General features: G+C 72.7%; 23 protein-coding genes and 1 tRNA gene. 14 read left to right on the forward strand and 10 right to left on the reverse strand.

Going from position 1 to position 23321, the window contains the following annotated elements; genetic code table 11:
• Positions 1-29: 29 nt before the first annotated feature.
• Positions 30-557, reverse strand: coding sequence for a gluconokinase (locus tag ACZ4WH_RS02455; RefSeq protein WP_468175727.1), 528 nt, complete (start codon positions 555-557; stop codon positions 30-32).
• A 139-nt stretch (positions 558-696) separates the two neighbouring features.
• Here ACZ4WH_RS02455 and ACZ4WH_RS02460 point away from each other — a divergent pair, with 139 nt between their 5' ends.
• A complete protein-coding gene (locus ACZ4WH_RS02460) occupies positions 697-1398 on the forward strand; it encodes a FadR/GntR family transcriptional regulator (protein WP_468175730.1) in 702 nt (233 codons plus the stop codon).
• 31 nt (positions 1399-1429) lie between these two features.
• On the opposite strand, the gene ACZ4WH_RS02465 is transcribed toward ACZ4WH_RS02460, so the two are convergent.
• Positions 1430-1804, reverse strand: coding sequence for a YchJ family protein (locus tag ACZ4WH_RS02465; protein WP_468175733.1), 375 nt, complete (start codon positions 1802-1804; stop codon positions 1430-1432).
• Positions 1805-1979: 175 nt separating this feature from the next.
• On the opposite strand from ACZ4WH_RS02465, the gene ACZ4WH_RS02470 reads away from it, so the two are divergent.
• The 3 genes from ACZ4WH_RS02470 to ACZ4WH_RS02480 are packed head-to-tail and all read left to right on the forward strand — an operon-like array spanning position 1980 to position 4730.
• The gene (locus ACZ4WH_RS02470; RefSeq protein ID WP_468175736.1) at positions 1980-2288 is read left to right on the forward strand and encodes a dsRBD fold-containing protein; all 309 of its coding nucleotides are present in this window, start codon (positions 1980-1982) and stop codon (positions 2286-2288) included.
• Positions 2289-2299: 11 nt separating this feature from the next.
• Positions 2300-3604, forward strand: a complete 1305-nt coding sequence (locus ACZ4WH_RS02475; protein ID WP_468175739.1) for a phosphoribosyltransferase family protein — start codon at positions 2300-2302, stop codon at positions 3602-3604.
• Between the two features lie 10 nt (positions 3605-3614).
• Complete coding sequence (locus tag ACZ4WH_RS02480) at positions 3615-4730, forward strand: CapA family protein (protein WP_468175742.1); 1116 nt, start codon at positions 3615-3617, stop codon at positions 4728-4730.
• A gap of 10 nt (positions 4731-4740) precedes the next feature.
• Here the strand turns inward: ACZ4WH_RS02480 and polX are convergent, their stop codons facing one another.
• Positions 4741-6468 carry a DNA polymerase/3'-5' exonuclease PolX gene (gene polX / locus ACZ4WH_RS02485; protein ID WP_468175745.1) on the reverse strand — a complete coding sequence of 576 codons (1728 nt, stop codon included), beginning with the start codon at positions 6466-6468 and terminating at the stop codon, positions 4741-4743.
• A gap of 399 nt (positions 6469-6867) precedes the next feature.
• Positions 6868-6955 (reverse strand) — tRNA-Leu (locus tag ACZ4WH_RS02490).
• A gap of 211 nt (positions 6956-7166) precedes the next feature.
• Here ACZ4WH_RS02490 and ACZ4WH_RS02495 point away from each other — a divergent pair.
• The 3 genes from ACZ4WH_RS02495 to ACZ4WH_RS02505 all read left to right on the forward strand — a co-directional run bounded on the left by ACZ4WH_RS02495 (position 7167) and on the right by ACZ4WH_RS02505 (position 9854).
• Positions 7167-8492: a M20/M25/M40 family metallo-hydrolase gene (locus ACZ4WH_RS02495; protein ID WP_468175748.1), complete on the forward strand. Its 1326-nt coding sequence runs from the start codon at positions 7167-7169 to the stop codon at positions 8490-8492.
• Positions 8493-8654: 162 nt separating this feature from the next.
• The gene (chpH, locus tag ACZ4WH_RS02500; protein WP_014671723.1) at positions 8655-8888 is read left to right on the forward strand and encodes a chaplin ChpH; all 234 of its coding nucleotides are present in this window, start codon (positions 8655-8657) and stop codon (positions 8886-8888) included.
• 126 nt (positions 8889-9014) lie between these two features.
• Complete coding sequence (locus ACZ4WH_RS02505; RefSeq protein WP_468175751.1) at positions 9015-9854, forward strand: chaplin family protein; 840 nt, start codon at positions 9015-9017, stop codon at positions 9852-9854.
• A 105-nt stretch (positions 9855-9959) separates the two neighbouring features.
• On the opposite strand, the gene ACZ4WH_RS02510 is transcribed toward ACZ4WH_RS02505, so the two are convergent.
• Positions 9960-10148 carry a DUF5703 family protein gene (locus tag ACZ4WH_RS02510; protein ID WP_468175754.1) on the reverse strand — a complete coding sequence of 63 codons (189 nt, stop codon included), beginning with the start codon at positions 10146-10148 and terminating at the stop codon, positions 9960-9962.
• 47 nt (positions 10149-10195) lie between these two features.
• Between ACZ4WH_RS02510 and ACZ4WH_RS02515 the strand changes: the two genes are divergently transcribed.
• On the forward strand, positions 10196-10885 hold the full coding sequence (locus ACZ4WH_RS02515; protein ID WP_468175757.1) for a hypothetical protein: 690 nt from the start codon (positions 10196-10198) through the stop codon (positions 10883-10885).
• 157 nt (positions 10886-11042) lie between these two features.
• Here the strand turns inward: ACZ4WH_RS02515 and ACZ4WH_RS02520 are convergent, their stop codons facing one another.
• Positions 11043-13337, reverse strand: coding sequence for a helix-hairpin-helix domain-containing protein (locus tag ACZ4WH_RS02520; RefSeq protein WP_468175760.1), 2295 nt, complete (start codon positions 13335-13337; stop codon positions 11043-11045).
• Positions 13334-14317, reverse strand: coding sequence for an aldo/keto reductase (locus ACZ4WH_RS02525; RefSeq protein ID WP_468175763.1), 984 nt, complete (start codon positions 14315-14317; stop codon positions 13334-13336). The genes ACZ4WH_RS02520 and ACZ4WH_RS02525 overlap by 4 nt, the downstream gene beginning before the upstream one ends.
• A 253-nt stretch (positions 14318-14570) precedes the next feature.
• Between ACZ4WH_RS02525 and ACZ4WH_RS02530 the strand changes: the two genes are divergently transcribed.
• Positions 14571-15626, forward strand: a complete 1056-nt coding sequence (locus tag ACZ4WH_RS02530) for an LLM class F420-dependent oxidoreductase (RefSeq protein ID WP_468175766.1) — start codon at positions 14571-14573, stop codon at positions 15624-15626.
• Between the two features lie 348 nt (positions 15627-15974).
• Positions 15975-16763, forward strand: a complete 789-nt coding sequence (locus ACZ4WH_RS02535) for a ferritin-like domain-containing protein (protein WP_468175769.1) — start codon at positions 15975-15977, stop codon at positions 16761-16763.
• A 7-nt stretch (positions 16764-16770) separates the two neighbouring features.
• On the opposite strand, the gene corA is transcribed toward ACZ4WH_RS02535, so the two are convergent.
• Positions 16771-17766: a magnesium/cobalt transporter CorA gene (gene corA, locus ACZ4WH_RS02540; protein WP_468175772.1), complete on the reverse strand. Its 996-nt coding sequence runs from the start codon at positions 17764-17766 to the stop codon at positions 16771-16773.
• A 62-nt stretch (positions 17767-17828) separates the two neighbouring features.
• Between corA and ACZ4WH_RS02545 the strand changes: the two genes are divergently transcribed.
• From ACZ4WH_RS02545 to mshC, 4 genes are all read left to right on the forward strand, one after another.
• Positions 17829-18515 carry a histidine phosphatase family protein gene (locus ACZ4WH_RS02545; RefSeq protein WP_468175775.1) on the forward strand — a complete coding sequence of 229 codons (687 nt, stop codon included), beginning with the start codon at positions 17829-17831 and terminating at the stop codon, positions 18513-18515.
• Between the two features lie 99 nt (positions 18516-18614).
• On the forward strand, positions 18615-19205 hold the full coding sequence (locus ACZ4WH_RS02550; protein ID WP_189814765.1) for a DUF3090 domain-containing protein: 591 nt from the start codon (positions 18615-18617) through the stop codon (positions 19203-19205).
• Positions 19169-19993: an SCO1664 family protein gene (locus ACZ4WH_RS02555; protein ID WP_468175778.1), complete on the forward strand. Its 825-nt coding sequence runs from the start codon at positions 19169-19171 to the stop codon at positions 19991-19993. Before ACZ4WH_RS02550 ends, ACZ4WH_RS02555 begins: the two co-directional genes overlap by 37 nt.
• Positions 19994-20086: 93 nt before the next feature.
• Positions 20087-21316, forward strand: a complete 1230-nt coding sequence (mshC, locus tag ACZ4WH_RS02560) for a cysteine--1-D-myo-inosityl 2-amino-2-deoxy-alpha-D-glucopyranoside ligase (protein WP_468175781.1) — start codon at positions 20087-20089, stop codon at positions 21314-21316.
• 145 nt (positions 21317-21461) lie between these two features.
• Here mshC and ACZ4WH_RS02565 read toward each other — a convergent pair whose 3' ends face one another.
• Together ACZ4WH_RS02565 and ACZ4WH_RS02570 are read right to left on the reverse strand one after the other, a co-directional pair.
• Positions 21462-22382 (reverse strand): PAC2 family protein, encoded by a 921-nt coding sequence (locus tag ACZ4WH_RS02565; RefSeq protein WP_468175784.1) that lies wholly within the window; start codon positions 22380-22382, stop codon positions 21462-21464.
• 141 nt (positions 22383-22523) lie between these two features.
• Positions 22524-23195 carry a FadR/GntR family transcriptional regulator gene (locus ACZ4WH_RS02570; RefSeq protein ID WP_468175787.1) on the reverse strand — a complete coding sequence of 224 codons (672 nt, stop codon included), beginning with the start codon at positions 23193-23195 and terminating at the stop codon, positions 22524-22526.
• Between the last annotated feature and the right edge of the window lie 126 nt (positions 23196-23321).

Raw genomic sequence — 23321 nt, forward strand, 5'->3', positions numbered from 1 at the left:
TTGCGGTGACGGGGGTGTTCTGACGGGCGCTACTGAGCGCTGCCCGCGGTGTCGGGAAGCAGTTCGAGGGCCTGTACGGCGCGCTCGGTGATCTCCTGAGGAGTGCCGATGACGTCCACGGCGACTCCCGCCTCGTCCGGCTGGAGCGGCTGGAGGGTGGCGAACTGGGAGTCCAGCAGCGCGGTGGGCATGAAGTGCCCCTGACGCTGGGACATCCGCTCCTCGATCAGCTGCCGGTCGCCCGTGAGGTGCAGGAACACGATTCCGGGGGCCACGGCCCGAAGCCGGTCGCGGTACGACCGCTTCAGCGCCGAGCTGCTGACCACCCCGCCCAGTCCGGCCCGGCCGTGCGCCCAGTGCCCGATGGCTTCCAGCCATGGCCACCGGTCGGCGTCGTCGAGCGGAATCCCGGCCGACATCTTGTCGATGTTGGCCTGGGGGTGGAAGTCGTCGCCCTCGGCGTACGGGACGCCCAGTCGCGCGGCGAGCAAGGGACCGATCGTGGTCTTGCCCGTCCCCGCGACGCCCATCACGACGACGACCTGGGGGGTTCGCATCACTGCCTCGCTGTCTTCCTCGACATCGACGCCACTGCGGCGTCGCCACACTGAAACCCATTAGGTACGACGAATTCAAGAGTCTGTGACATATAAGTCTGACTTTTTGTCGCTGTGATCCACGCCGTACGCTGAGTGCATGACCACACCGGGCCGGGGGCTGCACGGCCATGTACTCGACACCCTCGGCCCCGCGATCACGGCAGGCGAGTACCCGCCGGGCAGTGTCCTGCGCACCGACGAACTGGCACAGCACTTCGAGGTGTCGCGCTCCGTGATGCGCGAGGCGGTCCGCGTGCTCGAATCCATGCACCTGGTCGAGTCCCGCCGCCGGGTGGGCGTCACGGTCCGCCCCAAGGCCGAGTGGAACGTCTACGACCCGCAGGTCATCCGCTGGCGCCTGGCCGGCGCCGACCGCCCGCACCAGCTGCGCTCCCTCACCGTGCTGCGTTCCGCGATCGAACCCGTCGCGGCCGGCCTCGCCGCGCAGCACGCCACGGCCGAGCAGTGCGCCGAACTCACCGAGTGCGCGCTCGGCATGGTGGCCCACTCACGCGGCCACAAGCTGGAGGAGTACCTGGTCCACGACATCGCCTTCCACCGGGTCGTCCTCACCGCCTCGGGCAACGAGATGTTCGCCCGCCTCGGCGACGTCGTCGCGGAGGTGCTGGCCGGCCGCACCCATCACGAGGTGATGTTCGAGGACCCGGACCCGGCGGCCGTCACCCTGCACGTGCGGGTGGCCGAGGCGGTCCGCGCGGGCGACGCGCCCCGCGCGGAGGAGCTGACCCGGCAGATCACCGTGGGCGCCCTCCAGGAACTGGACATCCTCGCGCCCTAGTCCGGGCTGTTCCCCGGCGCCCTGGTCCGGGCTATTCGAGGAAGTCCCCGTCCACGTACACCCATGCCCCGTCCACCCGCTCGAACCGGCTCCGCTCGTGCAGCGAGCCGCCCCGGTAGGAGGCGCGGAAGGTCACCGTGCCGGTGCTGTGGAAGGCGGACCCGTCCGTCGTGTCCAGGATCTCCAGCCCCGTCCACCTCATCCGCGCATCGAGGTCCAGCCGTTCCGGCCGGGTCCGCGGATGCCAGGTGCGCAGCAGATACCCCGCGTCCCCCCGGACGAACGCGCTGTACCGCGAGCGCATCAGCAGCTCGGCCGTCGGCGCGGCGGCCGAGCCGGCGTGGAAGCGGCCGCAGCAGGCGTCGTAGGACCGGGGGAGCCCGCAGGGGCAGGTGCGCGAGGTCATGACCCACATTCTGCCCGGGGCAGGGGAGGCGTCCGCCGCGGGTCGGGTGCACAGTGGAAGTGCCGGACCGCAGCGCCCCCGCAGGGGCGCGGGGAACTGCGCGACCAGCCGCGATGGACCGGCAGACGGCTCGACGGTCCATCGCGGCACAATCCGCGGAGCGAGGTGGCGGACGATGACCGGACCCATGAGCAGCCGTCCCGCCGTCAAGGAATGGCGGCTGAACCTGTACCTGTCCGAGCACGATCCGGACACCACGGCCCGGATCATCCTCGACACCGGCGACAACGTCCTGGAGAGCCACGCGGAGGCCCGCCGCAACCCCTACGACCAGGCGATACCGGAGATCGGCGACGAACTCGCCGCCGGACGCGCGCTCATCGCCATGGGCCGCAGGCTGCTGCGCGCCGCCGACGGTGACATGAAGGCGACGGGAGCCGCCGACACAGACGCCCCGGCGCCGCTCTGGCAGCCCCGGGAGTGAAGGAGCCCACCGTGCACTTCAGGAACCGCCTCGAAGCGGGACGGAGGCTGGGCGAACGCCTGGAGTACCTCAGGGGCCAGGACATCGTGGTGCTCGGGCTGCCCCGGGGAGGGGTGCCGGTCGCCGCCGAGGTCGCCGAGGCGCTCGACGCACCCCTGGACGTCTGCCTGGTGCGGAAACTGGGCGTGCCGTACCAGCCCGAGCTGGGCATGGGCGCGATCGGCGAGGACGGCGTGCGCGTGATCAACCAGGAGGTGCTGCGCGGCACCGGGGTCTCCACCGCGGACCTCGCCCGGGTCGAGGAACGCGAGCGCAGGGTGCTCGAGCAACGAGCCGCGCGCTACCGGTGCGCCGCACCCCTCGTCCCCGTCGCCGGACGGACCGCCGTCGTGGTGGACGACGGTGTGGCCACCGGCTCCACCGCGCGGGCCGCCTGCCGGATCGCCCGCGCCCGGGGCGCCGCCCGCATCGTGCTGGCCGTCCCCGTGGCCCCCCGGGACTTCACCCGGCGACTGGGCGGGGACGCCGACGAACTGGTCTGCCTGGACACCCCCTGGGACTTCGCCGCGGTCGGCCAGTTCTACGGCGACTTCGCCCAGGTCGCCGACGAGGAGGTCACCGCATGCCTGCGCCGGGCCGCGAGCCGCCACCGGCACACCGCGGGCGCCGGGTCCACCGACCGGGAGGTGACGGTGACCGCCGGCGGCGCCCGGCTGGGCGGGCGGCTCACCGTCCCCGAGGACGCCACCGGCGTCGTGGCCTTCGCGCACGGCAGCGGCAGCAGCCGGCACAGCCCGCGCAACCGGTTCGTGGCCGAGGGGCTGCACCGGGCCGGCCTCGGCACCCTGCTGTTCGACCTGCTCACCGACGCGGAGGAGGCCGACCGGGGCAACGTGTTCGACATCGCCCTGCTCGCCGGACGGCTGCTGGACGCCACCCGCTGGCTGCACGAGGAACCCGGCACCGAGGGGCTCGCCATCGGCTTCTTCGGCGCCAGCACCGGCGCGGCCGCCGCCCTGTGGGCCGCCGCCGACCCCGACGCGCGGCCCGCCGCCGTCGTCTCCCGGGGCGGCCGGCCCGATCTCGCCGGACCCCGGCTGGCCGCGGTGACGGCGCCCACCCTGCTCGTCGTCGGCGGCGCCGATCGGCAGGTCCTCGAACTCAACCGGGAGGCACAGGCACGACTCCGCTGCGAGAACCGGCTGGAGGTGGTCCCCGGCGCCACCCACCTCTTCGAGGAGCCGGGCACGCTGGAACGGGTGACCGAGCTGGCACGTGACTGGTTCACGGACCACATGGCACCCGCGCACGTGTAGCCCCGCCGCCATGGGCGAGAAGGCCGTCACCCTGTTCCTCGCCGGTGACGTGATGCTCGGCCGGGGCCTCGACCAGATCCTCCCGCACCCCGGCGACCCGGCCCTGCGGGAGGACTACATGCGCGACGCCCGCGACTACGTCGCCCTGGCGGAGACCGCCAACGGACCGGTACCCCGGCCCGCCGATCCCGCCTGGCCCTGGGGCGAGGCCCTGCCCGTCCTGGAGCGAGCCGCCCCGGACGTGCGGGTGATCAACCTGGAGACCGCCGTCACCCGGGACGGCGACTTCGCGCCCGGCAAGGGCGTCCACTACCGGATGCACCCGGCCAACCTGCCCTGCCTCGCCGCCGTCCGCCCCGACGTCTGCGTCCTAGCCAACAACCACGTCCTCGACTTCGGGCCGTCCGGCCTCGCGGAGACCCTCGACTCCCTCGCCGCGGCCGGGCTGCGCACCGCCGGGGCGGGCCGGGACGCGGACGCCGCCTGGCGCCCGGCGACCGTCCCGCTGCGGCCGGGCGGACGCGTCCTGGTCTTCGCCTTCGGCATGCCGTCCAGCGGCATCCCGCAGAGCTGGGCCGCCACCGCCGAACGCCCCGGCGTGGCCCTCGTCACCGCGCCGACCGCCGCCGCCGCGAAGGATCTCGCCGACCGCCTGCGGCGCACCGCGCGGCCCGGCGACCTCGTCGTCGCGTCCGTCCACTGGGGCCCCAACTGGGGCTACACGGCCTCCCGTGACGAGGTCCGCTTCGCCCACGCGCTGATCGACGCGGGCGTCGACGTCGTCCACGGACACTCCTCGCACCATCCGCGCCCACCGGAGGTCTACCGGGACCGGCTCGTCCTGTACGGCTGCGGCGACCTCGTCGACGACTACGAGGGCATCGGCGGCTACGAGCGCTACCGCGACGACCTGCGGCTCCTGTACCTGGTGTCCGTCGAGCCCGGCACCGGCCGGCTCACCGGCCTGCGGATGGTGCCGTTCCAGGCGCGCCGGCTGCGCCTGGAACACGCCTCGGCCGAGGACACCTCCTGGCTGCGCACGGTCCTCGACGGGTACGCCCGCGGCCTCGGCACCCGGGTCGAGCACGCCGACGCCGGCACGCTGACGGTACGGCCGCTGCGGTGACACCGGACGCTCAGGCGCGCCCGCCCTTGCGCAGGAACCTCCGCAGCCGGGTCAGCGGCCAGGTGTTGATCACGTCCTCCTTGGTGAGCCAGCCGCGCTGCGCGGTCGCCACGCCGTAGCGCAGCTGCCCGAGGTGCGGGACGGAGTGCGCGTCGGTGTTCACGGCGAACTTCACGCCGTGCTCCCTGGCCCGCAGGATGTCCTCGTCGCGCAGGTCCAGCCGGTCGGGCTGGGCGTTGACCTCCAGCGCGGTTCCGGTGCGCGCGCAGGCCGCGAACACCTCGTCCCAGTCGGCGTCGACGCCCGGCCGCTTGCCGATCAGCCGGGTCGTGGGATGCCCGATGATGTTGACGTACGGATGCTCACAGGCCCGCACCAGCCGCCGCGTCATCGCGGCCCGGCCCAGGTCGAAGTGGGAGTGCAGGGAGGCCACGCACAGGTCGAAACCGGCCAGGAACTCCTCCGGCCAGTCCACCTCCCCGTCCGGACCGATGTTCAGCTCGGTGCCGTGCAGCAGCCGCATCCGGCGCCGGGTGCCGTCCAGCTCCCGCAGCCGCTCCCGCTGGGCGAGGATCTTCTCGTCCGTCATGCGCTGCATGTACAGGTTGGGCGCGTGGTCGGTGACCGCGTAGTACGCGTGACCGCGCTCGGCGGCGGCCTCCACCATCGCCTCCAGCGAGGCCAGGCCGTCCGTGAGATCGGTGTGCGTGTGCAGGTCACCGCGGACGTCCCGCTCGGTCACCACCGCGGGCAGGCCCTCGCCGAGCGCCGCCTCGATCTCCCCGCGGTCCTCGCGCAGCGTCGGCGGAATCCACGGCAGGCCGAGCCGCGCGTACACCTCCTCCTCGGTGCGGGAGGCGACCGACTCCCCGCTCTCGGTGTCGAACACGCCGTACTCGGACAGCTTCAGCCCCTGGTGCACGGCGATGGTCCGGGTGCGGATGTTGTGCGCCTTCGACCCGGTGAAGTACTGCATCGCCGCGCCCCACGACTCCGGCGGCACCACCCGCAGATCCACCTGGAGCCCCTTGCCGGTGCGCACCGACGTCTTCTTCGTGCCCCGCGCGATCACCTCAGCGGTGACCGGCAGCTCGCACAGCGCGTCCATGAACGGCGCCGACCGCTTCGCCGAGACCAGCACGTCCAGGTCGCCGACGGTCTCCCGCATCCGGCGCAGCGAACCGGCGTACGCGCAGCGCGTGCAGCCCGTCACGGCGGACAGCTGGGCGACGATCTCCTCGGCGGTGTCCAGCGCCAGCGACAGCGGCACCCGCGCGCCCGCCCGCTGGAGCAGCTCGATCCCGTGCCGGATGTTCTCCTGAGTCTTCTCGCCGAAGCCCTTCAGATCGGCCAGCGCGTCCGCCTCGATGGCCGCGGCCAGCTCGTTCACCGACGAGATGTGCAGGTCCTCGTAGAGCCGCAGCGCCTTCTTCGGCCCCAGGGTCGGGATCGTGATCAGCTCGCGCACCCCGGCCGGGATCTTCGCCCGGCGCTCCTCCACCACGGCCATCGTGCCCGTGCGCAGATACTCGGCCACCTTCTCGGCGATCGACCGACCCACGTTCGGGATCTCCCGCAGCCCGTCGACGTCCAGCGTGGAGATGTCCACCGGGTACCCGCCGATCGCCCGCGCCGCCTTCTCGTAGGCGCGCGCCTTGAACGCGTCGCCTCCGGTGATCGCGATGAGATCGGCGTACTCCTGCAAGAGCGCCTCGACCTCGTCGTTACGGCGGGCCACCCCTCAAGTCTAGGAAGCGGCACCGGGGCACGCAGAAGGTCCGAAGCCGTGCCGGTGCGGGACGCTGCCACCGTCCCGCCGGTCCGCCGTTTCCCGGCCACCGGGCCGGCCGGCCGACGCGGTCAGCTGCTCGTCGTGATCGAAACAGCCGCCCCGGACACCGCCGACCCGGTACCCCGTGCTCTCACTTCCCCAGTGCCGGTCACCCGGATGCTCCGGCGTCCAGGAACCGCCGGTACGACCGCCCGCACGGCGACGCCCAGCCCTGCCGCCGCGACGAGGGCCCAGACGAGCGTGGCGATGTGATCGGCCTGCCGTGGACCGACGAGGGCGAAGCCCGTCGCGAGGGCGCAGCGAGCGGCTACGAGTGAAGCCCCCAGTCACCTGAGGGCTTCGCTGTGGTGTCCGAGGGGGGACTTGAACCCCCACGCCCGATAAAGGGCACTAGCACCTCAAGCTAGCGCGTCTGCCATTCCGCCACCCGGACAAGGTGTCTGTCGTGCGAGGTTCCCCCGGCGGGGTTTCCCTCGCGGCGACGAAGGAAACATTACCAGGCTTTCGGGAGTGGCTGATCACCCCCGGTCCCGGGGCCGGGGGGCGTGAACGGCGTGTGACGGGCCGGGACCGGTCTTGGGCCCGGGGCGGCGCCGGAGAGAGGATGACAGGGACCACCAGCAGTGACAGTGGGAGGAAGCAGCGTGAGCGAGACGGACACGACCAGGAGCGTCACCGGCGAGGACGAGGTCGTGGACCTCTGCCGCGAGCTGATCCGGTTCGACACCAGCAACTACGGCGACCACTCCGGCCCCGGCGAGCGCAAGGCCGCCGAGTGGGTCGCCGAGAAGCTCGCCGAGGTCGGGCTGGAGCCGAAGATCTACGAGTCGCACCCCGGCCGCGCCTCCACGGTGGCCCGCATCGAGGGCGAGGACCCGTCCCGGCCCGCGCTGCTCATCCACGGCCACCTGGATGTCGTACCGGCCAACGCGGTCGACTGGACCCACCACCCGTTCTCCGGCGAGATCGCCGACGGCTGCGTGTGGGGACGCGGGGCCGTCGACATGAAGGACATGGACGCCATGACGCTGGCGCTCGTCCGCGACCGGCTGCGCAGCGGGCGCCGGCCGCCGCGGGACATCGTCGTCGCCTTCCTCGCCGACGAGGAGGCGGGCGGCACGTACGGCGCCCGTTACCTGGTCGACCACCACCCCGAGCTGTTCGAGGGCGTCACCGAGGCGATCAGCGAGGTCGGCGGCTTCTCCTTCACCGTGGACGAGCAGCGGCGGCTCTATCTGATCCAGACGGCCGAGAAGGGCATGCACTGGATGAAGCTGACCGTGGCCGGGACCGCCGGGCACGGCTCGATGATCCACCGCGACAACGCCATCACCGAGCTGTCCGAGGCCGTCGCCCGGGTCGGCCGGCACAAGTTCCCGGTGCGGGTCACCAAGACCACCCGGGCCTTCCTCGACGAGCTGGGCGACGCGCTCGGCACCGAGCTGGACCCGGAGGACATGGAGTCCACCCTCGCCAAGCTCGGCGGCATCGCCAAGCTGATCGGCGCGACCCTGAGCAACACCGCCAACCCCACCCAGCTGAACGCCGGTTACAAGGTCAACGTCATCCCGGGCGAGGCCACCGCCCACATCGACGGACGGTTCCTGCCCGGCCACGAGGAGGAGTTCCTCGCCGACCTGGACCGGCTCCTCGGCCCGAAGGTCCGCCGCGAGGACGTGCACGCCGACAAGGCCGTCGAGACCACCTTCGACGGCGCCCTGGTCGAGGCCATGCAGTCCGCCCTGCTCGCCGAGGACCCGACCGCCAAGGCGATCCCCTACATGCTCTCCGGCGGCACCGACGCCAAGTCCTTCGACGACCTCGGCATCCGCGGCTTCGGCTTCGCGCCGCTGAAGCTGCCGCCGGAGCTGGACTTCGCCGGCATGTTCCACGGCGTGGACGAGCGGGTGCCGGTGGACGGGCTGAAGTTCGGCGTGCGGGTGCTCGACCGGTTCATCGACGCGTCATGAGTCCGTGCCCCCGGCGAGGGGCGCGCCACGGTAATCGGGCAGCCGTACGAGATCGACTGAGAAGGGTGAATGCGACGATAGTCTCGTAGCTTCATTAGTTCCTCCTCGTTGCATCTGATGTGATCCCGCGCCTTGGGGTCGCATTGCCAACAAGGAGGAACAATGATCAAGAAGGTCGTCGCTGCTGCGGCTGCCACCGGTGGGCTGGTTCTCGCGGGCGCGGGCCTGGCCGTCGCCGATTCCGGAGCCCAGGGTGCCGCCGTGCACTCCCCGGGCGTCGTGTCCGGCAACGTCATCCAGGTGCCCGTGCACGTCCCGGTGAACGTGTGCGGCAACACGATCAACGTGATCGGGCTCCTGAACCCCGCCTTCGGCAACGCCTGCGTCAACAAGTGACGTCGGCTCCCTGAGGGGCGTCTTTTACGAGCCGTCGGCCTCGGAGCGCGCGCCATGCGCTCCGAGGCCGACCGGTCTTTCCGAACGAAGACGAACGAAGACATGGAAGGCAGGGGGGAATTCAGCATGCGACAGGGCACGCGCAAGGGCCTGATGACCATGGCCGCCGCGACCGGTGTGATCGCGGCCGCGAGCGGCTACGCACACGCCGACTCGGGTGCGGCGGGCTCCGCCGGGGGCTCACCCGGCGTACTGTCCGGCAACACGGTGCAGGCACCCGTGCACGCACCGGTGAACATCTGCGGCAACACCGTGAACGTCGTCGGGCTCCTGAACCCGTCGGTGGGCAACACATGCGCCAACCACGGCGGCGCCTCGGGGGGTCACCACGGCAGCACCGGCGGCTCGCACGCGGGCGGCCACTCCGGCGGCTCGCCGGGCGTCGGCTCCGGCAACACCGTGCAGGTGCCGATCGACGTCCCGGTGAACGTGTGCGGCAACAGCGTCGACGTCATCGGGGTGGGGAACGCCGCGGTCGGGAACGACTGCGCCAACGCGGGCGGGTACGGCAATCCGCCCGGGAAGCCCGGACATCCGGGGCACCCGGGCCAGCCGGGAGAGCCTGGGCATCCGGGAAAGCCGGGGGAGCCCGGGCATCCGGGGAAGCCGGGAGAGCCCGGGCACCCCGGTAAGCCGGGCAACCCGGGGCACCCTGGCAATCCGGGTCACCCCGGCAACCCGGGGCATCCCGGCACCGGCACCGGCTCCCACACCGGCAAGGGCGGCTCCGGGACGCACAGTACGTCCCAGGTCAACGCCCAGGTGGGCCGCGCCGGCCAGCCCCTGGGCACCGCCCAGCTCGCCCACACGGGCAGTGAGGTGCCGCTCGGCATCGCCCTGCCGGCCGGCACTGGCGCGCTGCTCGCGGGCGCGGTGCTCTACCGCAAGGCACGCGCCAAGGCGTGACCGGAAGAACGGTCGCGCCAAGGCGTGACCCGAAACGGAGCGGGCCTTGCCATGCCGGCGGGGGCCCGCTCCGTTCATCCGTCCACACTCACCCTGTGATCACGCTCACCATGTCGCTCGCACCTGGCGGATGATCCGCCGGCGCAACCGCACCCTGCGGCTGCCGTCGCGCAACAGGCTCAGTCGGTCCAACTCCCAGTGTCCGTACTCGGCATGGTCCGTCAGCAGACGTGTGGCCTCCTTGCGGGAGACCCCGCGAGGTACGTACACGTCGACAAATTCGTATTCCGCCATCGCATCTATTGTGCGGGCTGGTGCCTGGTACGGATAGCGTCTGCACTATGTCTGATGCTGCGCAGCCCACCGCTGCCGAGGTACGCGCCGCCGCCGAGGCCGTCAAGACCGCGCTCGACCGTCATCTCGCCGCGGTCGAACGCAGGTCGGGGGAGGACGACCCGGCCGTGTCCGAGGCGTTCAACCAGCTGGCCGCTGCCGCCGAGGCGTACGACGAACTGCTCTACGACGGTTACGACGAGGTCACGCCCTTCGAGATCCCCGGCGCGGAGGAGGCGCTGCCGCCGTACGCGGGCCCGGAGGAGCCCAACGCGATCAGTGTGCTGATCCGCCGCGACTACACCGTGGCGGAACCCCAGCGGCTGCTGGCGCAGGCCCAGCGGGTCGAGGCGGCGGAGTACGACGACGTCGTGGACGAAGACGATGCCGCCGGGACGGTCCCAGGGGCGCTGGGCATCCTCTTCGGCGAGTTCGAACCGGACGAGATCGCCTCCCGGCACAAGGAGTTCGGCCTGGAGGAGGGCGACTCCACGCTCTGGGTCACCGCGGCCGAGGAGCCGCCCGAGGCCGGGGAGTGGCTGGAGGCGCCGTTCGAGCACATCGACCCGCAGCAGGTGGTGTGCCGGTTCGACGTGAGCGCGGTGTTCGACGACGAGGTCTCCGACGGCGAGGACGACATCGACTTCGTCGACGAGGACGAGGACGGGGAGCTGGAGCCGATCGACGCCGAGAAGTGAGCGGGGTCGGCGGTGCCGTAGGGGCCTGGGAGCGGTACGGCACCGCCGGAATCCGCCGTCGTCGCTGATCGCCGTCGCGGCGGCGCCTCGCCGGGCGAGCACCGGCGCATCGACGAGCTGAAAGTCGGATCGCGTGCACGCGCGGCCGAGAGGAAAGTCAGGCCTCCTGCGGGCGCAGCAGCGTCTGGAGGCGGGTCGTGCGGGGCTTGGGCGGGATCTCGGCCACCGCCTTCGGCAGGGCCTGCTCCACGCCGTGGACGACGGACAGGTGCCGTTCCGCCCGGCCGAACGCCGTGTACACCCAGGCCCGGCTGAGGGCCTGCGCCGCGTCGCCGGGGAGGACCACGACCGCCGCCGGCCAGCGGGTGCCCACCGCCTGGTGCGCGGTCAGCGCCCAGCCGTGCCGGACGCTGCCCTCCACCCGCTCGCGCGGTACGACGACGGGGGCGCCGGCGCACGACAGGTGCAGCCCGTCGGCGTCGGCCTTCACCACCACACCCGGCACGGTGCGCCCCGGCGCGGGGGAGTAGGCGATCCGGTCGCCGGGGTCGAAGCCGCCGAACCGGCCGGGGCCGGGGTTGAGGCGCTCCTTAAGGGCGGAGTTGAGGGCGCGGGTGCCCGCGGCGCCGCCGTGGCCCGGGGTGATCACCACGGTCTGGTCGGCCGGGACGCCGATCGCCCGTGGCACCGAGTCCGCGACCAGCTGCACCGTCCGGTGGACGGCCTCGCCCGCGTCCCGCACCGGCACGATGACGATCTCCTTGCCGGGCGCGGCGACCTGGTTCAGCTCGCCGACGCCGATGCCGGAGACCAGCTCGCCGAGCGGACCGGGGTCCGGGACGCGGGAGGCGATCTGCGGGCAGGCACGGGCCGCGAGCAGGTCGGCGAAGACCCGGCCAGGACCGGCCGACCACAGCACCCCGGGGTCGCCGCTGAGCAGCAGCCGGGCCCCGTCGGGCAGCGACTCCACCAGCATCGCGGCGCTCTCCACGTCGAGCTGGGGCGCGTCCAGCACGATCAGCAGATCGAGTTCCAGGGCGCCGTCCGCGTCGCGGCCCGGGCCCTCGGCGCCGGACAGCAGCCCCGCGACCGTGCCCACGCCATGCTCCGCCGGCTCCCCGCCCAGCCGCTCGGCCAGACGCCGGCGCCCGTCCGGGGTGTGGCAGGCGGCGAAGGCCCGCAGGCCCGCTGCACGGGCGGCACCGAGCAGCGCGGCCGGTTCGGCGCGGGCCGCCTCCCCGCCGGTGTGCAGCACCAGGCCGTGCCCGGCGACCGCGCGGGCCAGCTCGGCCGCACCGCCGGACACCCCGCCCGCGGTGGCCTCCCAGGCCTGCCCGGCCTCCTTGGACAGGGAGTTGACCAGCCGGGCCAGCCCGTCGGCGAGGCTCTCCTCGGCCAGTGCGTACCGCTCCAGGCCGACCAGGACCCGGACCGGCCGCTCCCGTTCCTCGTCGGTGTCCTCGTCGCTCTCCTGGGGCGCGGGGGCACCGGGCTCCTCCAGGGCGTCCTGGAACACCAGCGCCTCGCCCTCGGCGAGCGTGCCCTGCACCGCCGCGTCCGGGTCCGGCACGCCCTGCTTGCCGAGCGCCGAGGTGAGCGTGGGCAGCTCCAGGGCGGTGTGTCCGGCCACGGCCGCCTGCTCCAGCAGCCAGACGGTCACCGCGCGGCCCCGCCGCTCGTCGTCCGGGCCGCAGGCGGCGCCGAGCAGCGCCCGGGCGAAGCCGTCGGCCTGCTCCGGCCGTACACCGCCGACCCGGAGCAGCTGCCAGGGGTCCTCCCGGAGCGCGGTGTCGGCGCCCTCGCCGAGGGCCGCGGCGACCTGGGGGGCCAGGGTGTCGGGCGCGCCGCCCTCGGTCAGCACGCGGCGCACGGCGTCGACGGTCTCCGGCGCGGGGCCGCTGGGTACGACCGGGGCGGGGGCCGGCTGGGGCCTGGGAACCGGTTCCGGGGCGGGGCGGCGCGGTGCCGGTGCGGGCTCCGCGAACACCGCGGCCACCGGCTTCTCGCCGGCCTCCACGGCCCGGACCGCCGCGAGCAGGTCGGCCGCCTTGCCGCTGAGCTTGGCGCCGCTGTCGATCCGGCCGCTCTTCTCGGCCTTGCGCCGCTCGATCCGCTCCCGCTCGATCCGCTGTGCGGCCAACTCCGCCTCCGCCTCGGACAACTCGGCAGCGGCGGCGCCACCCTCGGCAGCGGCACCCTCGGCACCCTCGGCGCCCTCGGCAGCGGCGCCCTCGGCGCCCTCGGAGCCGTCCGCGGCATTCGTACCGTCCGAGCCGTCGGCGTCACCCGCACCGTCCGAAGCGCCGACGGCATCGGCGCCGTCGGAGTCGCCGGCCGCGTCCGCGCTTGCGGCGTCGGCCGTGACGGCCCCGTCGGTGCCCTGTTCCGTGGTCCCCGGTGTGTCCGGCGTCCCCGGCCCGGCTTCCTCCGTGGTCTCCGGCTCCGTGCTCACAGCGTGCTCCAGTCGTGATCGGGATAGCGGTGCACGGGCGCCGACACATCGTCCAGCGCCCGGCAGATCTCGTCAGGAAGACTAAGGGCCTCCACTGACAACGCCGCCGTGAGCTGCTGCGCGTTGCGCGCGCCCACGATCGGCGCGGCCACACCGGGCCGGTCCCGGACCCAGGCGAGGGCCACCTGGAGCGGGGTGACCGCGAGCCCGTCGGCGGCCGTCGTCACCGCGTCCACGATGCGGGTCGCCGTGTCGTCCAGATACGGCTCCACGAACGGCGCCAGGTGTTCGGAGGCGCCGCGCGAGTCCGGGGGAGTGGCGTGCCGGTACTTGCCGGTCAGCACGCCCCGGCCGAGCGGGGAGGAGGGCAGCAGGCCCACGCCGAGGTCGAGCGCGGCGGGCAGCACCTCGCGCTCCACGCCCCGCTGGAGCAGCGAGTACTCCATCTGCGTGCTGGCCAGCCGGGTGCGGACGCCCGGCGCGGCGAGCTGCCAGGTGGCCGCCTTGGCCAGCTGCCAGCCGCAGAAATTGGACACTCCCGCATACCGGGCCCGGCCGCTGCTCACCGCGAGGTCGAGGGCGTGGAGCGTCTCCTCCAGGGGGGTGTCGGGGTCGTAGGCGTGGATGTGCCACAGGTCGACGTAGTCCGTGCCGAGGCGGGCCAGGGAGGCGTCGAGCGCGGCGAGCAGATGGCCGCGGGAGCCGTCGAACCGGCGGTCGGGGTCGGGCACGCTGCCGGCCTTGGTGGAGATGACGAGGTCCCGGCGGGGCACCAGGCCGTCCATGAGCTGCCCCAGCAGATACTCCGCCTCCCCGTCGCCGTACACGTCCGCGGTGTCGACGAGGGTGCCGCCGGCCTCCCAGAACGCCTTTAGCATGTCCGCGGCGTCGTGCTCGTCGGTGTCCCGGCCCCAGGTGAGGGTGCCGAGTCCGATCCGGGACACGCGCAGGCCGGTCCGGCCGAGATGCCTCTGCTCCATGACCGCGAGATTACTGGCCAGAACCGGTGCGGTGGGTTGCCTGTGGATAACCCGTTCGGAGTGCCCCGAAGGGCGCGAGGACCTGCGCGCCCGGCCCCCACCGGCCCGCAGCCGAACTACCGTCGAGGAACCGTCGAGGCACCGCCGAGGACCCGCCGAGGACCCGCCGGAGCCGGGCACCCTGCCCCCGACCCCCGCCCCCGCGCTAAGGTCTGCCGCACAGGACGTTACTCATGGGTAAGGGGATTCGGCCATGCAGCTCGGGATCAACCTCGGCTACTGGGGTGCCGGAATGGACGGCGACAACCTGGCCGTGGCGCAGGAGGCCGACCGGCTGGGCTACGCGGTGTGCTGGGCCGCCGAGGCCTACGGCTCCGACGCCGCCACGGTGCTCAGCTGGGTCGCCGCGCAGACCGAGCGCATCGACGTCGGCTCGGCCATCTTCCAGATCCCGGCCCGCCAGCCCGCGATGACCGCGATGACCGCGGCCACGCTCGACTCGCTCTCCGGCGGCCGGTTCCGGCTCGGCCTCGGCGTCTCGGGCCCGCAGGTCTCCGAGGGCTGGTACGGCGTCAAGTTCGACAAGCCGCTCGCCCGCACCCGCGAGTACGTGGAGATCGTCCGCAGGGCGATGACCCGAGAGCGGCTGACGTACGAGGGCGAGCACTGGACGCTGCCGCTGCCCGGCGGCCCCGGCAAGCCGATCAAGCTGACCGTGCACCCGCAGCGCGAGCACATCCCGCTCTACATCGCCGCCATCGGCCCGAAGAACCTGGAGCAGACCGGCGAGATCGCCGACGGCGCGCTGCTGATCTTCCCCTCCGCCGAGCACCTGGAGGAGACCACGGTCAAGTACCTCCGCGCGGGCCGGGAGAAGGCGGGGCTGACGCTCGACGGCTTCGACGTGTGCCCGACCCTGCCGATCGCCCTCGGCGACGACAAGGACGTGGCCCGGCTCGCCGACACCTTCCGCCCGTACACCGCGCTGTACGTCGGCGGCATGGGCAGCGCCAAGCAGAACTTCTACAACCAGCTCGCCCAGCGCATGGGGTACGAGAAGGAGGCCGCCGAGATCCAGCGGGCGTACCTGTCCGGCGACAAGCAGGGTGCCGCCGCCGCGATCCCGCAGGACCTCATCGACCGGACCACCCTGCTGGGCTCCGTCGACCGGATCGCCGACCGGATGAAGGCCTACGCCGCCGCCGGGGTCACCACCCTCAGCCTCGCCCCGGCCGGCTTCACGCTGGAGGAGCGGATCGCCTCCCTGCGGGCCGGCAGCGAGGCGCTGGAGCGCGCCGGGCTCGCGTAGGGGGATGTCAGCGGCCGTGGTGGGGGCTCGGGGGTCTTCCCCGCCACGGCCGTCACCGGGAACAACGCGCCCGGCACCGCGCGGTTACGACCGCGCCCCCTTTCTTTCACGACTCCAGCGGCACTCGGCCTTCACGACCCCAGCGGCATCGGTCTTCACGACCCCCGCCGCACTCGGCCTTCACGACTCCGGTGGCACGAGGACCCGGCCTGTCGCCCAGCCCCCTGTCCTCCGTTCGGCCCAGTCCGCCCTCACCCCCTGTTGCGGCACCCTGTCCTCCGCATTTGACTCGTTCTTCGCGGGATCCGTTCTCGCGGAGTCCGGCGGAGCTGCGGAGAGGTGTCTGCCATGCTGTCGGCCAGGAGTCTGTTCCAGGAGATCCTCGACAACGACGAGTCCTTCCGGCTCTTCTGCTCCATCGCCGCCAGCGGGGAGGCCCAGGGCGGCTGGGAGAACGGGCGGATCGCCGCGCTGGTGCCGGAGAGCGAACGCGCGCTGGCCCCGAAGATCGCCCGGCACGGCGCCGACGAGGACAAGCACGGGCGCATCTTCACCGCCCTGCTGAGGAAGCGCGGCCTCACCCCCGTCCCCGTCCCACCGGAGACCGACTACACGATGCTCCTGGAGCGGTACGGCATCGGCCTCGCCCACGACAAGCTCCGCCGGGACGAGCCGCTCACCGTGCGGGACGTCATCGTCTACCTCGCGCACAGCCGGGTCACCGAACAGCGCGCCGCCGAGCAGCTGGGGCTGCTCAGGACGTACTTCGCCGACCACCCGGAGATCGGCAAGGCCGTCCGCATGATCTCCGACGACGAGGACAACCACCTCGCCTACACCCACGAGGAACTGCTGCGCCTCGCCGCCGCCGGGCACGGCCGGCTGATCCAGCGCACCCTGCGCGCGTGCGCGCTCACCGAGATCCGCGTCCACCGGGACGTCAGTCTCGCCGTCATGGCCCAGATGGCCCGCATCCTCGGCTGGCCGAAGGCAAAGTCCGCGCTGCTCGCGGCCGGCATCCACGCCGTGTACGCCTACGAGCGCCTCGCCGGCTGGCATCGCATGGTCACCCTCACCATGCCCGAGCGCCGCGACGCCCTGGGCGGTCCGGCGGCGCCCGCCTCCGAGTTCCCCTGAACCGCGCTCACAGCCAGCCGCGCCGCTTGAACTGCCGGTACAGCAGCGCCTCCAGCGCGGCCATCGCCAGGATCACCGCCGGATACGACCACAGCCAGTGCAGCTCGGGCATGTGGTCGAAGTTCATGCCGTAGATGCCCGCGATCAGCGTGGGGACGGCGGCCATCGCCGCCCACGCGGAGATCTTCCGCATGTCGTCGTTCTGCCGCACGCTCATCTGCGCCAGGTGGGCGGAGAGGATGTCCGACACCAGCCGGTCCAGGGCCTCCACGGACTCGTTCACGCGCGTGAGGTGGTCGCCCACGTCCCGGAAGAAGGGCCGCGCCGTGTCGTGCACGAAGGGCACGGTGCCGCCGAGCGGGCCGTTGCCGGCCAGCCGGGTCAGCGGCAGCGCCAGTGGCCCGGTGGCCCGGCGGAACTCCAGGACCTGCCGCTTGAAGGTGTAGATCCGGGACGCGGTGTTACGGGAACCGCCGGTCTCCGGCTGGAACACCTCCGCCTCCAGCTCGTCCAGGTCGGTCTGCAACTCCGTCGCCACCTCCAGATAATGGTCGACGGTGGCGTCCGCGATGGCGTACAGCACGGCGGTGGGGCCCTTGTCGAGCATCTCCGGCTCCTCCTCCAGCCGGTGCCGCACCGCCGCCAGCGGCGAGCACTCGCCGTGCCGGACGGTCACCACGAAACAGTCGCCGACGAAGACCATCACCTCGCCGGCGGAGACCGCGTCGCTCTCGGGTTCGTACACGACCGGTTTCAGCACCATGAACAGCGAGTCGTCGTACACCTCCAGCTTGGGCCGCTGATGCGCCTTGAGGGCGTCCTCCACGGCCAGTGGATGCAGCCCGAACTCCTGGGTGACCAGGTCGAACTCCCGCTCGGACGGCTCGTGCAGCCCGATCCACACGAAGCCGCCGGCCGCCCGCGCCTCGGCGAGCGCGTCGGACATGTCCTCCGGCCCCTCGGTGCGGTGCCCGTGCCGATAGATGGCGCAGTCAACGATCACGCTGCGCATTCTCCCTTCGCCCAGCCGCCGACGCACTCCTTCATGCGCCTACCCTGGTCCGCATGCCCACGCTGATCCTCGTAAGGCACGGACGTTCCACCGCCAACACCTCGGGCGTGCTCGCCGGGTGGACGCCCGGCGTCGCCCTGGACGAGCGCGGCACCGCGCAGGCCGCCGCGCTGCCCGCAAGGCTCGCCGGCCTGCCGCTCGCCGCGGTCGTCACCAGCCCGCTCCAGCGTTGCCAGGAGACCGTACGGCCCCTGCTGGAGGCCCGCCCCGGCCTGCCCGTCCACACCGAGGAGCGGATCGGGGAGTGCGACTACGGCGACTGGTCCGGCCGCAAGCTCGCCGAATTGAAGGACGAGCCGCTGATGGAGGTCGTCCAGGCCCACCCGTCCGCCGCCGCCTTCCCCGGCGGGGAGTCCATGCGGGCCATGCAGACCCGCGCCGCCGAGGCCGTACGCGAGTGGAACGCGCGCGTGGAGCGCGAGCACGGCGCCGACGCCGTCTACCTGATGTGCTCCCACGGTGACATCATCAAGTCGCTCGTCGCCGACGCCCTCGGCCTTCACCTCGATCTCTTCCAGCGGATCTCCGTGGAGCCCTGTTCCGTCACCGCCATCCGCTACACCCGCCTGCGGCCCTTCCTCGTCCGCCTCGGCGACACCGGGGATTTCGCTTCGCTCGCCCCGCGCGAGGAACCCGGCGACGGCGACGCACCGGTCGGGGGTGGTGCGGGCGCACCGTGATCGTCGGCCGCAGTAGGGTGAAGCGACCCACCCCATCGCGTATCCGCACGGCCCGCACTGCTGAAACGCTCGAAACCACGACATCAATGGAGACAGGACGTGTCCCGTCAGGTGTTCCTCTACGACCAGCCGGACCGCTTCGTGGCCGGCACGGTCGGACTGCCCGGGCGCCGTACGTTCTTCCTCCAGGCCACCGCAGGCCCCCGGGTGACCAGCGTGGTCCTGGAGAAGACCCAGGTCGCCGCGCTCGCCGAGCGCATGGACGAGCTGCTCGACGAGGTCGTACGCCGTAGTGGCGGCAGCGCCGCGGTCCCCGCCGTGGCCCCCTCCGAGATCGCCGACACCGCGCCGCTGGAGACCCCCGTCGAGGAGGAGTTCCGCGTCGGCACCATGGCCCTGGCCTGGGACGGCGAGGAACAGCGCATGATCGTCGAGGCACAGGCCCTCGTCGAGCTGGAAGCCGACACCGAGGAGGACCTCGCCGAGGCCGAGGAGCGGTTGCTCCAGGACGAGGAGAACGGACCCCCGATGCTGCGGGTCCGGCTGACCGGCGCGCAGGCCCGGGCCTTCGCCAAACGCGCCCTCGACATCGTCAACGCCGGGCGGCCACCGTGTCCGCTGTGCAGCCTCCCGCTCGATCCGGAAGGACATGTATGTCCGCGCCAGAACGGATACCGCCGCGGAGCGTGACCGCCGATCCGAACCCCGCCGAGCTGCTCGCGCGGGGTGAGCTGACCGTGCGCGGCCGGATCCGCGAGGCGTCCAACGCGGCGCTGTTCTGCACGGTGGCCCTGGACGGCCGGGAAGCCTCCTGTGTCTACAAGCCGGTGGCCGGGGAGCGCCCTTTGTGGGACTTCCCCGACGGCACCCTCGCGGGCCGCGAGGTGGCCGCCTACCAGGTCTCGGAGGCCACCGGCTGGGGGCTCGTGCCGCCCACCGTGCTGCGCGACGGACCGTACGGCGAGGGCATGTGCCAGCTGTGGATCGACGTCCACGCCGAGGCGGACCTGCTCGCCCTGGTCGACGGCGAGGAGCCGGAGCCTGGCTGGAAGGCGATCGGGTTCGCCGAGGTCGGCGAGGGCCGCACGGCCCTGCTGGTGCACGCCGACGACGAGCGGCTGCGCCGGCTCGCCGTCCTGGACGCGGTGATCAACAACGCCGACCGCAAGGGCGGCCATCTGCTGCCCACCGCCGAGGGCCGGCTCTACGGCATCGACCACGGCGTCACCTTCAACGTCGAGAACAAGCTGCGCACCCTGCTGTGGGGCTGGGCCGGGGAACCCCTCACCCCGGAGGCCGTGGACGTCCTCAAGGGGCTGCGGGACGGCCTGGAGGGGGAGCTGGGCCGGCGGCTGGCCGCACTGATCACGGCGGCGGAGATCGACGCCACGCGCGCGCGTGTCGACGCGCTGCTCACCTCGGGCCTGCATCCGGAGCCGAACGGGGAGTGGCCCGCCATCCCCTGGCCGCCCGTGTGAGCACATCCGGCGCCGAGGTACAAGACCGCGGAACCGGCCATCCAGCCCGATCCCGTTCGTATCCGCAGCTCGGCGCCGGTTAGGCTCATGTACATGCATGCCTGGCCCGCTTCCGAGGTCCCCGCCCTGCCTGGTCAGGGCCGCGACCTGAGGATCCACGACACCGCGACCGGCGGCCTGGTCACCCTCGACCCCGGTCCCGTCGCCCGCATCTATGTCTGCGGCATCACGCCGTACGACGCGACCCACCTGGGTCACGCGGCGACCTACAACGCGTTCGACCTGGTTCAGCGCGTGTGGCTCGACACCAAGCGGCAGGTCCACTACGTCCAGAACGTCACCGACGTCGACGATCCGCTGCTGGAGCGGGCGGAGCGGGACGGCGTCGACTGGGTCGCCCTCGCCGAGAAGGAGACCGCCCTCTTCCGTGAGGACATGACCGCCCTGCGGATGCTCCCGCCGCAGCACTACATAGGCGCCGTCGAGGCGATACCCGGCATCGTCCCGCTCGTGGAGCGGCTGCGCGACCTCGGCGCGGCCTACGAGCTGGAGGGTGACATCTACTTCTCCGTCGAGTCCGACCCGCACTTCGGCAAGGTCTCGAACCTGGACGCCGCCGCCATGCGGCTGCTGTCCGCCGAGCGCGGTGGCGACCCGGACCGCCCGGGCAAGAAGAACCCGGTCGACCCCATGCTGTGGATGGCGGCCCGGCCCGGCGAGCCCAGCTGGGACGGCGGCTCCCTCGGCCGGGGTCGGCCCGGCTGGCACATCGAGTGCGTGGCCATCGCCCTCGACCACCTCGGCATGGGCTTCGACGTCCAGGGCGGCGGCTCCGACCTCGCCTTCCCGCACCACGAGATGGGCGCCTCGCACGCCCAGGTGCTCACCGGCGAGTTCCCCATGGCCAACGCGTACGTGCACGCCGGCATGGTCGCCCTGGACGGCGAGAAGATGTCGAAGTCCAAGGGCAACCTGGTCTTCGTCTCCACGCTGCGCCGCGACGGCGTCGACCCCGCCGCCATCCGCCTCGCGCTGCTCTCCCACCACTACCGCGCCGACTGGGAGTGGACCGACCAGGTCCTCCAGGACGCCGTCGCCCGCCTCGCCCGCTGGCGTGCGGCCGTCTCCCGGCCCGACGGCCCCTCCGCCGACGCGCTGGTGGAGGAGATCCGCGACGCCCTGGCGAACGACCTGGACGCCCCCACCGCCCTGACCGCGGTGGACCGCTGGGCGGCCCGGCAGGAACAGGAGGGCGGCACGGACACGGGCGCGCCCGGCCTGGTCACGCGAGCGGTGGATGCGCTGCTGGGCGTGGCCCTGTAAAGCGCCCCAAAGGGGCGCGGGGAACCGCGCGACAAGCCACGGACGGGCGGGCAGCCGCCCGACGGCCCCGCGGGGCATCCCACGACGCGTCGGCAACACGAAGAAGGGGCGCTTCCCGCCAGGGAACCGCCCCTTCTTCGTACCCTCAGTCCTCCGGGCTGTCCTCGTCGTCCTCCTTGGACCCGCTCCCAGCCGCCGGAGGCCTCGGCTTGCCGCCCGGAGGGCCCACGTCCCGGCGCCGCAGATACCGCTCGAACTCCCGCGCGATCGCCTCACCGGACGCCTCCGGCAGCTCGGCGGTGTCCCGGGCCTCCTCCAGCGTCTGGACGTACTCGGCGACCTCGCTGTCCTCGGCGGCCAGCTGGTCCACGCCCACCTGCCAGGCCCGCGCGTCCTCGGGCAGCTCCCCCTGCGGGATGCGCAGGTCGAGCAGGTCCTCCAGGCGGTTGAGCAGTGCCAGCGTCGCCTTCGGGTTGGGCGGCTGGGACACGTAGTGCGGTACGGCCGCCCACAGCGAGACCGCCGGGACGCCCGCGTGCGTGCACGCCTCCTGGAGGACGCCGACGATGCCCGTCGGCCCCTCGTACTTGGTCTCCTCCAGGTCCATCCGGCGGGCCAGGTCCGGGTCGGACGTGACCCCGCTGACCGGCACCGGACGCGTGTGCGGGGTGTCCCCGAGCAGGGCGCCCAGGATGACCACCAGCTCCACGCCCAGCTCGTGCGCGAAGCCCAGCAGCTCGTTGCAGAACGAACGCCAGCGCATGGACGGTTCGATGCCCCGGACCAGCACCAGGTCGCGCGGCTTCTCACCGCCGACGCGGACCACCGACAACCTTGTCGTCGGCCACGTGATCTTGCGCACACCGCCGTCCATGAACACCGTGGGACGGTTCACCTGGAAGTCGTAGTAGTCCTCGGCGTCCAGCGCGGCGAAGACCTCGCCCTTCCATTCGCGTTCCAGATGCGCGACCGCCGTGGAGGCGGCGTCGCCGGCATCGTTCCAGCCCTCGAACGCGGCCACCATGACTGGGTCGATCAGCTCGGGAACCCCCTCCAGCTCGATCACCCAGTGCCTCCTTCCGACGTGCCCTCGCTTGACTCACCAACCTTACGGCGTCCGGCGGGGGCGCCCGCAGCCCCCTTGCGTGGGGGAGTGAACGGATCACTGCCCCGTTCGCCACCGTGGAACACGCGAGAGAAGCCGAACTCACAGAGTGGACCGCAGCCACTGCTCCACGCTCGCGATGTGCACGGTCGCCCAGGAACGCGCCGCCTCCGCGTCCCGGTCGCGCAGCGCGCCCAGGATCGCCCGGTGCTCGCGCAGCGTGCGGCCGACCGCGTCCTCCTGGGTGAGCCCCCGCCAGATCCGGGCCCGCGTGGTGGGCCCCGACAGCCCGTCCAGCAGCGAGCACAGGACCGAGTTCCCGGCGCTCTGCACGATGCTCCGGTGGAACTCCAGGTCGGCCGCGACCAGCTGCTCCACCGACGGCTCCGCGCCCATCGCGTCCAACTGGGCCTCCAGGGCGTCCAGTTGCCCGGCGTCGATCCGAGGGGCCGCCAGCGCGGTCGCGGCGGGCTCCAGGATCCGGCGCACCGCCAGGAACTCCAGCACCGTGTCGTCGCGGTGGAAGTCCACGACGAAGCTCATCGCCTCCAGCAGCAGCTGCGGATCGAGGCTGGTGACATAGGTGCCGTCGCCCTGCCGTACGTCGAGGATACGGATGAGCGACAGCGCGCGGACCGCCTCCCGCAGGGAGTTGCGGGACAGGCCCAGCTCGGCGGCCAGCTCGCTCTCCTTCGGCAGCCGGTCGCCCGGGCGCAGCGCACCGGAGACGATCATCCCCTTGATCTTCTCGATCGCCTCGTCGGTGACTGCCACGGCCGGCCTCCTGTCGCCCCAGACATCGGATGTCTCAGCACATTATGCGGCGCCGGCCGGGGGCCGAAGAGCGTCTTTCGGCGCCGGGCACGCGGAAGGGGCGGCCCCGTCGGCGTGGGGCCGCCC

It is taken from the genome of Streptomyces sp. NPDC029138 (genome assembly GCF_055564375.1).